The organism is uncultured Winogradskyella sp. (genome assembly GCF_947498345.1).
Taxonomy (GTDB): Bacteria; Bacteroidota; Bacteroidia; order Flavobacteriales; family Flavobacteriaceae; genus Winogradskyella.
This window is the reverse complement of sequence record NZ_CANMJY010000005.1, coordinates 1-14,103: the sequence shown is the minus strand read 5'-3', so window position 1 is coordinate 14,103 and position 14,103 is coordinate 1. Positions and strand designations below refer to the sequence as shown.

The 14,103-nt window shown below is 33.4% G+C and carries 15 protein-coding genes; 9 read left to right on the top strand and 6 right to left on the bottom strand.

What is annotated here, in order from left to right; genetic code table 11:
* Positions 1–17 precede the first annotated feature (17 nt).
* On the top strand, positions 18–701 hold the full coding sequence (gene cmk / locus Q0912_RS07815) for a (d)CMP kinase (protein WP_299113772.1): 684 nt from the start codon (positions 18–20) through the stop codon (positions 699–701).
* A 45-nt stretch (positions 702–746) separates the two neighbouring features.
* On the opposite strand, the gene Q0912_RS07810 is transcribed toward cmk, so the two are convergent.
* Positions 747–1,124 (bottom strand): LysM peptidoglycan-binding domain-containing protein, encoded by a 378-nt coding sequence (locus tag Q0912_RS07810; RefSeq protein ID WP_299113770.1) that lies wholly within the window; start codon positions 1,122–1,124, stop codon positions 747–749.
* A gap of 283 nt (positions 1,125–1,407) precedes the next feature.
* Between Q0912_RS07810 and rpsA the strand changes: the two genes are divergently transcribed.
* From rpsA to Q0912_RS07780, 6 genes are all read left to right on the top strand, one after another.
* Positions 1,408–3,243 (top strand): 30S ribosomal protein S1, encoded by a 1,836-nt coding sequence (gene rpsA, locus Q0912_RS07805; protein WP_299113768.1) that lies wholly within the window; start codon positions 1,408–1,410, stop codon positions 3,241–3,243.
* Between the two features lie 123 nt (positions 3,244–3,366).
* Complete coding sequence (locus tag Q0912_RS07800) at positions 3,367–4,992, top strand: S8 family peptidase (protein WP_299113766.1); 1,626 nt, start codon at positions 3,367–3,369, stop codon at positions 4,990–4,992.
* A gap of 152 nt (positions 4,993–5,144) precedes the next feature.
* Positions 5,145–5,684, top strand: coding sequence for a bifunctional pyr operon transcriptional regulator/uracil phosphoribosyltransferase PyrR (gene pyrR, locus Q0912_RS07795; protein WP_299113764.1), 540 nt, complete (start codon positions 5,145–5,147; stop codon positions 5,682–5,684).
* Between the two features lie 13 nt (positions 5,685–5,697).
* Entirely contained in the window at positions 5,698–6,627 is a 930-nt protein-coding gene (locus Q0912_RS07790) for an aspartate carbamoyltransferase catalytic subunit (RefSeq protein ID WP_299113762.1), read from the top strand.
* A 3-nt stretch (positions 6,628–6,630) separates the two neighbouring features.
* A complete protein-coding gene (locus tag Q0912_RS07785; protein ID WP_299113759.1) occupies positions 6,631–6,963 on the top strand; it encodes a ribonuclease Z in 333 nt (110 codons plus the stop codon).
* A 3-nt stretch (positions 6,964–6,966) separates the two neighbouring features.
* On the top strand, positions 6,967–7,872 hold the full coding sequence (locus tag Q0912_RS07780; protein ID WP_299113757.1) for a ribonuclease Z: 906 nt from the start codon (positions 6,967–6,969) through the stop codon (positions 7,870–7,872).
* Here Q0912_RS07780 and Q0912_RS07775 read toward each other — a convergent pair.
* A complete protein-coding gene (locus tag Q0912_RS07775) occupies positions 7,869–8,282 on the bottom strand; it encodes a hypothetical protein (protein WP_299113755.1) in 414 nt (137 codons plus the stop codon). The genes Q0912_RS07780 and Q0912_RS07775 overlap by 4 nt on opposite strands.
* 81 nt (positions 8,283–8,363) lie before the next feature.
* On the opposite strand from Q0912_RS07775, the gene pdxH reads away from it, so the two are divergent.
* On the top strand, positions 8,364–9,008 hold the full coding sequence (gene pdxH / locus Q0912_RS07770) for a pyridoxamine 5'-phosphate oxidase (RefSeq protein ID WP_299113753.1): 645 nt from the start codon (positions 8,364–8,366) through the stop codon (positions 9,006–9,008).
* A gap of 200 nt (positions 9,009–9,208) precedes the next feature.
* Positions 9,209–9,706: a CAP domain-containing protein gene (locus tag Q0912_RS07765; protein ID WP_299113751.1), complete on the top strand. Its 498-nt coding sequence runs from the start codon at positions 9,209–9,211 to the stop codon at positions 9,704–9,706.
* 243 nt (positions 9,707–9,949) lie between these two features.
* Here the strand turns inward: Q0912_RS07765 and Q0912_RS07760 are convergent, their stop codons facing one another.
* From Q0912_RS07760 to Q0912_RS07745, 4 genes are all read right to left on the bottom strand, one after another.
* Entirely contained in the window at positions 9,950–10,051 is a 102-nt protein-coding gene (locus Q0912_RS07760) for a phytanoyl-CoA dioxygenase family protein (protein ID WP_299113749.1), read from the bottom strand.
* Between the two features lie 212 nt (positions 10,052–10,263).
* The gene (locus tag Q0912_RS07755) at positions 10,264–12,168 is read right to left on the bottom strand and encodes an OmpA family protein (RefSeq protein WP_299113747.1); all 1,905 of its coding nucleotides are present in this window, start codon (positions 12,166–12,168) and stop codon (positions 10,264–10,266) included.
* Between the two features lie 12 nt (positions 12,169–12,180).
* Complete coding sequence (locus Q0912_RS07750) at positions 12,181–13,116, bottom strand: type IX secretion system membrane protein PorP/SprF (RefSeq protein ID WP_299113745.1); 936 nt, start codon at positions 13,114–13,116, stop codon at positions 12,181–12,183.
* A 9-nt stretch (positions 13,117–13,125) separates the two neighbouring features.
* Positions 13,126–14,103 (bottom strand): gliding motility-associated C-terminal domain-containing protein (locus Q0912_RS07745; protein ID WP_299113743.1); only part of this gene is annotated, 978 nt, incomplete at its 5' end.

Here is a 14,103-nt window from a genome sequence, read left to right as displayed (position 1 = left end):
GAGTTTAAATAATTAGTATGAGCAAAATAGTTATCGCTATAGACGGATTTTCCTCAACAGGAAAAAGTACTATTGCCAAACAGTTGGCAAAACAACTTAATTATATCTATGTAGATACTGGTGCCATGTATAGGGCTGTGACTTACTTTGCATTAGAAAAAGACTTAATTGGTGAGGGTTTCTTTCATTCTGAAGCGTTAATCAACATACTTGATGAAATTCGTATTACATTCAAGTTTAATGAAGCATTGGGTTTTGCTGAGGTTTATCTCAATGGAAAAAATATTGAAAAAGATATCAGAACTCTTAAAGTGTCGCAGTATGTTAGTCCAGTCGCTACAATTTCAGAAATACGTCAAAAACTGGTTGAGCAACAGCAGCTTATGGGAAAAGATAAAGGTATTGTAATGGATGGTAGAGATATTGGCACGGTTGTATTTCCGGATGCTGAACTAAAAGTATTTATGACAGCATCAGCAGAAACCAGAGCGCAAAGACGTTATAAAGAATTACTTGAGCGTGGACATAATTTAAGCTATGACGATGTTTTAGAAAATGTTACAACCAGAGATAGAATTGATTCTACGCGAGAAGATTCTCCATTAGTAAAGGCAGAGGACGCTATTGAGATCGATAACTCAGATTTAACGATTGAGTCTCAGCTAGATAGTTTATTAAAATTAGTAAAAGCCTTAGTATAAAAAAAGCGACCAAAAGGTCGCTTTTTTGTTTTCTAAATCTTTTTATTAAAGATTAGGAATAATTAATTCCTGATCAGGATAGATTAAATCCGGATTCTTTAAAATATCTGTATTAGCTGCAAAGATATCTTTATACTTCATTGCATCACCGTAATAGTGCTTAGCTATCTTTCCTAAAGTTTCACCTGAAGCTACAGTATGTCTTGCGTAAACCGATTCATCTGCTACTTTTATATCAGCCATAATATCTGAAGGGTTGTCACCACCAGCTGCTTTAATAGCATCCCATAATAAGTTTTTTTCATATTGTGTTGCAGCAGTACCACTTACTTTAAGTACACCATTCTCTTCGCTAACATCTCCATTTTGAATGTTTAATTTTTCGCCTAAGTCTAATACGCCTTGGTATTTAGCTCTAACCATAATTGTTTAAATTTTAAGTATTAATAGTATTGTAAATATACCAAATTATATGCCAGTATTTAACATTTTAGCACCATTTTGTATACCACATTTATAGGACACTCTTTTATTTAAAAAGTCACATATTTATTGTTTGGTTTTCAGGATTATATGTAGTATTTTTGCAAACCTTTTTAGCGAAGTATTGAAAGTAGAAAAGGAATAAACAAATTTTAATTAATAACTTCTGTAAGTTTTTCGCTAAACTTTCTAAAGCTGCAGAATACAAATTTTTATTCAGCACATGTCTGAAAAAGAAACAAAAAACGCTGAGGTTGAAGCAACTGAAGCAACTACAGTTGAAGCTCCAGTAGTCTCTGAAGCTCAAGCAAATCCAGAAAAATTCTTAAAAGAGTTCGATTGGCACAATTACGAAGAAGGAATTGAGCAAGTAGCGGATAAAAAATTAGAAGAATTTGAAAAGTTAGTATCTGAAAATTTCGTAGACACTTTAGATGATGAAGTTGTAGAAGGTGAAGTTATTCATATTACTGATAGAGATGCTATTATAGACATCAATGCAAAATCTGAAGGTGTAATCTCTCTTAATGAGTTCCGTTACAATCCAGATTTAAAAGTTGGTGATAAAGTAGAAGTATTAATTGATGTACGCGAAGACGCAACAGGTCAGTTAGTATTATCTCATAGAAAAGCTCGTGTTATCAAAGCATGGGATCGCGTAAACAATGCACATGATACTGGCGAAATTGTAAACGGTTTTGTAAAATGCAGAACTAAAGGTGGTATGATCGTTGACGTATTTGGTATAGAAGCATTCTTGCCAGGTTCTCAAATCGATGTAAAACCAATTAGAGATTACGATCAGTACGTTAATAAAACTATGGAATTTAAAGTGGTAAAGATTAACCACGAATTCAAAAATATAGTAGTTTCTCACAAAGCACTTATCGAGGCTGATATTGAGGAGCAAAAGAAAGAAATCATTGGTCAACTAGAAAAAGGACAAGTCTTAGAAGGTACTGTGAAGAACATTACTTCTTATGGTGTGTTTATCGATCTTGGTGGTGTAGATGGCTTAGTTCATATTACAGATTTATCATGGTCTCGTATCAATCATCCAAATGAAATTGTTGAATTAGACCAAAAGCTTAATGTAGTAATCCTAGATTTTGATGAAAACAAATCGAGAATTCAATTAGGTCTTAAGCAATTATCTAAGCATCCTTGGGAAGCTTTAGGTGAAGAGGTTAAAGTTGGTGATAAAGTAAAAGGTAAAGTAGTTGTAATTGCTGATTACGGTGCATTTGTTGAAGTAGAAGAAGGTGTGGAAGGCTTAGTTCACGTTAGTGAAATGTCATGGTCAACGCACTTGCGTTCTGCTCAAGATTTTGTATCTGTTGGTGATGAGATCGAAGCTCAAATCTTAACTTTAGATAGAGAAGACCGCAAAATGTCTCTTGGTATTAAGCAATTAACACCAGATCCATGGACAGATATTACCTCTAAATATCCTGTTGGTTCTAAGCATACAGGTATTGTACGTAACTTTACAAACTTTGGTGTATTTGTTGAATTAGAAGAAGGTATCGATGGGTTAATTTATATCTCAGATTTATCTTGGACTAAGAAAATTAAGCATCCATCTGAGTTCTGTAACGTAGGTGATAAGTTAGACGTGGTTGTATTAGAGTTAGACGTAGAAGGGCGTAAATTATCTTTAGGACACAAACAAACTACCGAAAACCCTTGGGATAAGTACGAAACTGAGTTTGCTCTTGGTACGTCTCACACAGCTGCTATTACTGAAATAGTAGACAAAGGTGCAACGATAGAGTTTAATGAAGATATTACGGCTTTTATTCCACAACGTCACTTAGAAAAAGAAGATGGTTCTAAACTTAAGAAAGGTGAAGAAGCAGAATTCAAAATCATTGAGTTCAACAAGGAATTTAAGAGAGTGGTAGCATCTCATACTGCAGTATTTAGAGAAGAGGAAGCTAAAATCGTTAAGCAAGCTGTGAAAAAAGCAGAAGCACAAGCGGCAGAAGCTAAGCCTACTTTAGGTGATGCAAACGATGCTTTACAAGCACTTAAAGATAAAATGGACGGGAAAAAATAACTTCTCGAGTTTTAATCATAAAATAAAAGCCTTTCATTCTTGAAGGGCTTTTTTGTTTCTCATTTTTTAATTAATAAAAATGCTGAATTGTTTTTGCTTACTTTTATAGAAAAGAGAATTACTATGAAAAAGACTATACTATTTTTCACATTTTTATTCCTAACAGGAAAGTCATTTGCTCAAGAAGCTAACTTTGTACCTAATGAAGTATTGGTTCAGTTAGAAAAGGGAGTTGACATGACGCGTATTATTGGAGAATTAAGTGATGTACCAATCATAGATGTTAAGCAGGTTTCTAAGTTGTTGAATATTTGGCAAGTACGTTTGTCATCTTCATCTATTTCAGAAGATAATGCCATTTTACGTTTCTATCAGAATAAAGATATACTTGTTGCTCAGAAAAATCATAAAGTAAAGACTAGAGCTACGGTACCAGATGATGTGTTCTTTGGACAACAATGGCAATACTTTCAATTCAACGATCGTGATATTGATGTTGATGAAGCATGGGATGTGACTACTGGAGGTACCACTTTGAATGGAAATATAATTGTTACAGCTGTTTTAGATGACGGTCATGATACTAACCATGAAGATTTTGAAGACAATATTTGGATAAACGAAGCAGAAATTTCTAATAATGGAGTTGATGACGACCAAAACGGTTATGTAGATGATTATCTAGGTTGGAGTACAGTAACTAATGATGATGATATTTTTGGAGGAGGACATGGCACTCCAGTGGCAGGAATAATAGGGGCAAAAGGTAATAATGGGATTGGTGTATCTGGTGTTAATTGGGATGTAAAAGTAATGATCATTAAAAATGATTTTAATACTAATGAGGCTAAAGTCATTGAGGCATATAGTTATGCCTTAGATGCTAGAATTTTATATAATCAGACCAATGGAGCTGAAGGAGCTTTTATTGTATCTACTAATGCTTCTTGGGGAACTGATTTTGGAAATCCAGATAATGCACCTTTGTGGTGTTCTTTATATGATACGCTTGGTCAGAATGGTATTTTAAGTTGTGGGGCAACAATTAATGGAGATTATGATGTAGATGTTGTTGGTGATTTGCCAACTGCTTGTACTAGTGAATATCTAATTTCTGTGACTAATACTGATATCAATGATGTAAAAGTAACTCAGGCTGGTTATGGTCAAGAGTCTATTGATCTTGGTGCTCCAGGTGCTGGTGCTTTTACTACAGCGTTCAATAATAGTTATCAGGGATTTGGAGGGACATCAGGGGCAACACCACACGTTACAGGTACTATTGCTTTATTATATTCTGCTCCTTGTCAACAATTAGCTGATTTAGCAGATTCTAATCCAGAAATTGCTGCTGCTATAGTCAGAGATTTAATACTTGATAATGTAGACCCTAATCTTTCATTAGATGGTATTACTTCTACAGGTGGTCGCCTTAATGTCCACAATGCAATGCAGTCTCTTATGAATAATTGCGATTCGCTGTTGAATATTAATGAATTTAAGAAAGAAACGAATACTATTAATGTGTATCCTAATCCATCAAATGATTTTGTTAATATTTCAAATACTTATAACAATACTTTAGAAAGTATTCATATTTATACTTTAGATGGAAGATTAGTAAAAATAGTGGATACTATAAAAGGTAACACTATAAATATTAACGATTTGTCTAATGGAGCCTATATATTTAAAATTAAGTTTAAAGGCAGTGTTACATCTTACAATAAAATGATCATTAAGAAATAATAATTATGATTTGAGATGTGTTATAATAGATTTTCAAATAGTTTTCATAGTTTTTTACATAATTATTTTATGTCTTTGTCACTTTACCAGAAAAACATTGTAATCCACAATTTTTCATTTAACTTTGCCAATCAATAACGTTAGCATACTACATGAGTCAAAAAGTATTACTTAACTCTAAGGAAGTCAACATTACACTACATCGATTGGCTTGCCAACTTATTGAAAATCACGATGATTTTTCTGAAACAGTATTAATTGGTATACAACCAAGAGGAAAGTTTTTAGCAGATCGTTTAGCTGAACTTTTAACGACTGAATACAAGATTAAGAACATACAACTTGGTCATTTAGATATTACGTTTTTTAGAGATGATTTTAGACGTGGAGAAAAACCACTAGAAGCTAATACTACAGAAATAGATTTTATAGTAGAAGACAAAAATGTGGTTTTTATTGACGATGTGCTTTATACAGGTCGCAGTATACGATCTGCACTAACAGCAATTCAATCGTTTGGAAGACCAAATAATATAGAATTATTAACATTAATAGATAGGCGCTTTAGTCGTCATTTACCAATACAACCTAATTATAAAGGACGGCAAGTTGATGCCATTGATCATCAGAAAGTAAAGGTTAACTGGATAGAGAATGAAGGAGAAGATGCCGTCTATTTAATTGATAAATAAGAAAGCTAAAAACATGAGTGAATTGAGTGTTAATCACTTACTGGGAATTAAATATCTTACAAAACAAGATATAGAATTGATTTTTGAGACTGCAGATCAGTTTAAAGAGGTTATTAACAGACCGATTAAAAAAGTCCCTTCACTTAGAGATATTACGATTGCCAATTTGTTTTTCGAAAATTCTACACGTACAAAATTATCGTTTGAGTTGGCAGAAAAGAGACTTTCGGCAGATGTAATTAATTTTTCAGCTTCGCAATCATCAGTTAAGAAAGGAGAAACTTTAATAGATACCGTTAATAATATCTTATCTATGAAAGTCGATATGGTCGTAATGCGACATCCTAATCCTGGTGCTGGCGTGTTTTTATCAAAACATGTTGATGCAAGTATTATAAATGCTGGAGATGGAGCTCATGAGCATCCTACCCAAGCCTTATTAGATTCATATTCAATACGAGAAAAGTTAGGAAGTGTTAAAGGAAAAAATGTTGTAATTGTTGGAGATATTTTGCACAGTAGAGTAGCGCTTTCAAACATTTATGCATTGCAGTTACAAGGAGCTAACGTTATGGTTTGTGGCCCTAAGACTTTGCTTCCAAAATACATAAAAGACCTTGGCGTAAAAGTTGAGACTAACCTCAGAAAAGCTCTAGAATGGTGCGATGTAGCGAATATGCTTAGAGTTCAGAATGAACGTATGGAGATAAGTTATTTTCCAACCACAAGAGAGTATACACAGCAGTTTGGTGTAAATAAAGAATTGTTAGACAGCTTAAACAAAGATATTGTAATTATGCACCCTGGACCAATAAATCGTGGTGTTGAGATTACGAGTGATGTGGCTGATTCTAAACAGGCGATAATTTTAGATCAGGTAGAAAATGGTGTAGCTGTAAGGATGGCTGTTATTTACTTGTTAGCTGCCAAAATAAAACAATAAGTTATGATTGTAGATAGAGACGGTAATGTTACCATAATAGCACAAGAAAAGGCATCAGTTAAAACCTTGGTGAATAATATTGAGCAATCTTACGAAAAATACAAAAACTATCATCTTATAGTGAGATTATCTAGCCTTGAAAAAATTTCACTAGAGGATATTATTGAATTTTTACGCTTAAGCAATATCCATAGAAGAGATAAAAAATCTTTTGTTATCGTTACAGATCAAACAGATTTAGACCAAATGCCTGATGAGCTGGTTGTTGTACCCACATTACAAGAAGCTTACGATATTATTGAAATGGAAGATATTGAACGTGATCTAGGGTTTTAGTATATGAAATTGACAATTCTCGGCTGTCACAGCGCAACACCACGTACCAATACCAATCCAACAGCTCAGGTTTTAGAAATTAAAAACCATATGTTTCTTATAGATTGCGGAGAAGGTACGCAGGTAGAATTAAGACGAAATAAAGTTAAGTTTTCCAGGATTAAGCACATCTTCATTTCCCACCTTCACGGAGATCATTATTTTGGATTAGTAGGTTTGGTTAGCACTTTTCGTTTATTGACAAGAGAAACCGAACTTCATATCTATGGTCCAAAGGGGTTAAAAGATGTTATTACACTTCAGATGAAACTCTCAGATTCTTGGACAAATTTTCCTTTAATCTTTCATGAATTGACTTCAAAAACATCTGAGTTAATTTTTGAAGATGATAAGGTTGAGATTCACACCATTCCTTTAAATCATCGTATTTACACTAATGGCTTTCTATTTAAAGAAAAAGAAAACGAAAGGAAAATAGATATTAATGCCGTGCTAAATGCCAATATCAATGTTGCCTATTACAGAAAGTTAAAACAAGGAGCAGATGTAAAAAATGAAGAAGGTGTTTTAATCAAAAACGAAACGGTTACTAAAGAACCTTCAGCACCAAAGAGCTATGCCTTTTGCAGCGATACGGTTTATGATGAGCGTATTATTCCTATTATTAAAAACACAACCGTTTTGTATCATGAATCCACATTTTTAGATAAAAATGAAAGTCTATGTGAGCGTACAAAGCATAGTACAGCAAGACAAGCAGCGATCATTGCTAAAAAAGCTAATGTCGAAACCCTAATTTTGGGTCATTTTTCTACACGATATAATGGCCATGAAGCGTTTGAATTAGAAGCTAAAGAAGAATTCGATAATGTGCTATTGGCTAAAGACGGAAAACTATTTGAGTTTTAATTAAACTCATTGAGTAGTTGTACCCAATTAATAGCTTCACCAAGACTATGAGCTCTTTTTAAAGGTATAGAAGCCATTTGCTTTTCAATATTTGCATTTATATAGGTAGAGTCTCTATAGCTTACAATAGAAGCAGCTATTAAGATACTATCATCTTTATCAAAATACGACCAAAGCACAGGATCAATAGAATAAGCATTAACACGGTTAGCAATATATGCCAGAGTTTTATGAGTACCGTAATAGGATCTCAGTGAGGTTAATAAGATATTTAGTTTATCCCAATTAAAGTGCACCCCTTCATTTATTTCCATTATAAAAAAATCATCGCACAAATAATAAGAGCAAAAATCTAAAACTACTTTATTGTAACTTAATGATTTTGAAAAAGGGGAATCTTCAAAGTGCATGCTTAGAGTAAAAATTAGTTAGGGATTCAAATCTACACTTTTTTTGACAGAAACAAAATATTGGATTAACTTCGTAAAACTATGGAGAAAGATCTAAGCAACTATAGAAAGTCTTACGAAAAAGGAGAGCTTTTATTAAATAATGTACCAGAGAATCCAATTGAGTTGTTTCGTGATTGGTTTATGGAGGTCGATATGCATTATGATATAGAAGAAGCTAATGCTATGACTGTTTCTACCATTGGTCTAGATGGATATCCAAAGAGTAGGGTAGTACTACTAAAAAAATATACATACGAGGGCTTTATATTTTACACTAACTACAATAGTGAAAAAGGAAAGGCCATTAAGGCCAACCCTAATGTATGCTTGTCTTTTTTCTGGCATTCGGCTGAACGACAAATTATTATCAAAGGAAAGGCAGAAATGATTGCTGAAAACCTAAGTGATGGATATTTTGAATCACGTCCTCGAGGCAGTCAGTTAAGTGCATTAGCATCTAATCAAAGTGATGTAGTTACCAGAGTAGAATTAGAGGACAAACTTAACACTTTAGAAACTCAGTATGAAGGTAAGACTATAGAGCGACCAAAACATTGGGGAGGATTTATAGTAAAGCCCGTAGAATTAGAATTTTGGCAAGGCAGACTCAACAGACTTCACGATAGAATTCGCTATCAGTTACAAGAAGACTACAACTGGAATATAGAGCGATTAGCTCCCTAACTACTATTATTTTATAGTATCGATTAAAAGTATTTTTTATTCGGTGTAATTCAATTTTTCACTTCTAAAACATGTATTTCATCGATGTTTTACATAAAAACACGATAAAACGCATGTATTTCGTCGAATTTATAGATAATTTCTTTTTTTTTAATAAGTAGGTACTTAGATTAGTAATCCCAAACCTAAATAACCTACTTATGAAAGTTACTAAGCTATTGCCATTTATGGCTATCGTTGCCCTCTTAGGCTTTACATCTTGCTCAACAGATAGTGCTGCTGAGGATAAAATCGATGCTATTGAAGTACCAGTTGCACCACAAGCTAAATTGATTGAAATTGAAATCATGGAGCTTATCAATGCGCATAGAATTAACATGGGTTTAAATGCATTAAGTGATCATGGTACAGTTAAGGCTGTTGCATTCACACATACAGATTATATGGTAGAAGTAGATAACGTATCTCACGATAACTTCTTTCAAAGAAAGCAAAGCCTACAGGTAAATGCCAATGCTAATATCGTTTCAGAGAATGTAGCTTATGGTTTTAATTCTGCAGAATCCGTAGTAAATGCTTGGTTAAATAGTCCAAGCCATAAAGATAATATTGAAGGCGATTATACAGATTTTGATATATCAGCCGAACAAAACAATGAAGGTAAGTGGTACTTTACTAATATCTTCATTAAGCGTTAAACCGCAATAAAAGTTGATTAATAGCCAGAAAAGCCATAACAATATAAGTTATGGCTTTTTTTAGTTTATAGCTTGATGTTCTAACCATTTAAGAGGATCAGATAAAGAATTACAGTTAAATTATAAATGTATAACGCGTCTTCTTTGATTATTGATAGTTTTGTTTGAGGCATGTAATAGCAAGGGCTTAATTAACATTATACCACCTTGCTTAATTTCGCAGATTTTTTCATTTTTAAGATTTCAGTCTTTTGTGCCTTTTCTTATAATTCCTTTTAAATGAGACTTAGGCATTACTTTTAAAGCACCATTGTCTTTTGTAGTGTTATCTAAATGTATTCTCAATGCAATTGATTATTGACGCTATTTCATTGTTAGTATATAGACCATCAATAATAGAATAACCAAGTCTATTTAAATCTGAAATATTTTTTTCATAATTCATTGGAATAATAAAAGTAGTGCTTGTTATTGATATCAAGATTATTTAATTATTATAAAATTAAAAAGCAAGCCCATAAGAGCTTGCTTTTACTTAAGTAATTTTGAAGGTGAAATTATTCGTTTACAATATAGAAGTAAGAGCGTCTGTTTAATTGGTGCTCATCTTCTGTACATTTTACACGGTTAGCACATTTATTCAATAATTGTGTTTCTCCATAACCGATGGCGCTTTCTATTCTACTGGCATCAATACCTCTAGAAATGATATAGTCTCTGGTAGATTTTGCACGCCTGTCTGAAAGCTTCATGTTGTATCTATCACGACCTCTACTGTCTGTATGTGATTCGATTTTAATAACCATATTTGGATGTTTGCGCATAACATCTACAATGTTTTCAAGTTCGTACTGTGCATCAGTTCTAATATTAGACTTGTCAAAATCAAAGAAAATTGGGTTAATAACAATTTGATTATCAATAATAAGTGGTTCTAGCTCTAAGTCTACAGTATTTATGTTTTCATTATCATCAGTAGTAGTAACTGGTTTTTGGTTGTCTTTGTAATCAGGTTTGTTTCCAATTATAGTATATGTTTTATTACAATCTACCGTAAATGTATATTCACCACCATCTTTCGTTAATACTTCCTCAAGTACTTTTCCTGTTTCGTCAATCAACCTTACGGTGACACCAGTAAGAATAATATTGGTTTTACTATCTCTTGCAACTCCAGTAATTTCTTGCTTGCACTGTTGTGCGTTAAAACTATAAATATCATCACTTCCCTTACCGTTTGGTCGGTTTGATGAAAAATAACCTTTGTTAGTATCGGAGTTTACAAAAAAGGCAAAGTCATCATAACCACTGTTATAAGGTGCTCCCATATTCTCAGGTTCTGTACGAATGCCTTTTAGAATATCGGATTTAAAAATATCCAAAAGCCCCAAGTTTAAATGGCCATCTGAAGAAAAGTAAAGCGTACTATCTTTAGCTACATAAGGAAACATTTCTCGTCCTTCGGTATTTACTTTTTCACCAAGATTTTCTGGTTCACCATAAGAACCATCATCATTAATAGCTACTGAATAAATATCGGATTGGCCCAAACCTCCATCGCGGTCAGAAACAAAATAAAGTGTTTTGTTATCTGGACTTAAACTAGGATGCCCTGTTGAAAATATATCATCATTAAATGGTAACTCTACTATGTTAGTCCATTTACCATCTTCTAGTGATGCTTTATAGATTTTAAGGTGAGTTGTACCTTTTTTATCGTATTTCAGTCGATTACGTTTGTTAACATTATCTCTTGTAAAATATAGGGTTTTACCATCATTGGTTACAGTAACTGAAGCTTCATGATATTCTGTATTAATATCATCTGATAAGAGTTCTGTAACTGAGCCATAACTAACAACACCATCATCATCTTTTAAGGTTACCTGGTATAAATCCAAAAATGGTTCCTTGTTCCAGTTATAGACTTTACCTTTATCTTCTCTTGCAGAAGCAAAGTAAAGTGTATTATCTGAAATGTACGATCCAAAATCTGAATTTTCAGAATTAAAAGCAAGGTTGTCAATTCTTACAACGACTTCATTTTTTGAAGTCAATTTAGCGTATAAATCGACTTCATCTGGATTGTAGCCTTTTAATCTACTGTCACCTTGTTGCGCGGCACTTAACTCTTTAAACCATTTGTCGGCTTCTTCATAATTACCAATACTACGTAGCGACTGAATATATTTATATAAATATTCAGCATCTATATTTTTGTGCTCTTTCAAAGCTTCTGCATACCAATATGCAGCCTTTTCAGAATTGGAATTATTATAATAAGCATCTCCAAGACGTGTGAGTACATGTGCGCTTTTGTCACCATTTTCAAAAGCTTTTTCATAGAGTTCAATGGACTTAATATAACCATAATTCTTAAAAAACTTATCTGCTAACTTCGTTTGTGCATATGATAACGAACAGCTTAAAGTAAGGATAAGAGCTAATAATCTTGTCTTCATAGTGCGTTTATTTTAGAAGTATCTTGGCGATTTTATACGTTTACTCTTAAAGACTTCGAACATCAGTAATACTTCATGCGTACCACTTGTGTAAGCTCTTATGTCTGAAATAGGATATTCGTAAGCATAACCAATTCGTAATTGTTTTGATATCTGAAAATCAGCAATACCGCCAATTGCAGCAGCAGATTCGTTTATTCTATAACCACCACCTATCCAAAACGTTTCATTAAATAAGAAATTTGCTGAAATATCAAAAGATAAAGGTGCTCCGTTTGTTGCTTTTAATAAAACTGATGGCTTTAGTTTTGTCGTGCTACTTAAATCAAACACATACCCACCTGTGATATAATAACTGATGCGTTCTAAAGCGACATAATCTAATGTACCTTGTCTTCCGTTATTATAATCTGTATTTAGAATTCTTGGCGCTGATAAGCCAATATACCAAAGCTGCGAATGCCAATATAAACCAGCTCCAATATTTGGGCTCCATCGATTAGAAACATCATTAAAAAATGGGTCATTTACAACAGAAGGATCATTCAGTAGCTCTTCGTCCAAATTGTAATGGGTAAACCCACCTTTAACACCAAACGCTAATTTTGAATTTACTCCAGTTTGTATAGTATAAGAAAAGTCTCCGTAGATATAGGAAAAGTTCTCATATCCTAATTTATCGTTAATAAATGAAAGCCCTAAACCTATCTTTTCATTTCTTAGTGGTGTATGAACAGATAAGGTTTGAGTTTCTGGCCCACCTTCTAATCCAACCCATTGGCTCCTGTGTAAACCAACGGCACTGAATGTTTCTCTACTACCTGCATAAGCAGGATTAATAGAGATGGTGTTGAACATGTACTGCGTAAATTGAGGCAACTGCTGTGCAAAGGCAGTAGATACACTCAACAAAAGTAAAGCAATACTTAAAGTTTTTGATAGCTTCATCGGTTAAGTTTATTTGTTCGTTGCTACGTAGATTGGACCAGCAAATGGTTTCAATCCACTATTTCTTAAATTAATTATATAATAGTAAGTTCCTGTTGGGACTTTTCCTGAACTTCCTACAGAAGATCCATGAGCATCCCCATTCCAATCATTTTGATAATTGTTGTTTTTATAAATCTCAGCTCCCCAACGATTGAATATCTGTAACTCTATTACAAAACCACAATCTTCAACACCACTAATGGTAAAGAACTCATTATAAGCATCTCCATTTGCGGTAACCGTTTTAGAGATTATCACATCTTCTTCACCACATGGTAGTACGACACAATCATCGTCAATGGTTACATTTACTTCAACTTCAGTAGGACATGGGCCATCAGTTATTGCATACATAAATGTATATATACCAACATCAACTGTAGATGGATCAAATAGACTTCCATTAATCGTAGCATCACCAGAAACGACACTCCAGGTTCCATTCATATCAAAATCACCAGATAATAAATCGAATAAGTCAAATTCTACATCAAGTACACAGCGATTACTGTCAAATGTATTAATGATATTACTTAGCTCAACTGAAACCGTTTGAGTGAACTCAGAGAAGTTATCGCATTCATCTGTAACCATCCATGTTCTTATAATTTCATAATCTTCAAAATCATTCTGTTGTGTAGAAACTTCTTCAAAAACAACTTCTATATTATTAGAACATTCGTCTTGGAAAACTAAATTTGGTACTGCAGGAATATCATCGCAAGCTGCTGTTATATTTTCGTCAAATGGTGTCACTAACGTTGGCGCAGTAGTATCTTGAACTATAATAATCTGTTCTAAAGATGTTATGTTACCACACTCATCTGTAAGTGTCCATGTACGTGTTATTGTAGACTCATTAGCACAACTACCAGCTTCTGTCATATCAGTATATATTGCCTCAAGACCAGTAGAACAGTTGTCTGCCTCGTCATTGACATCACC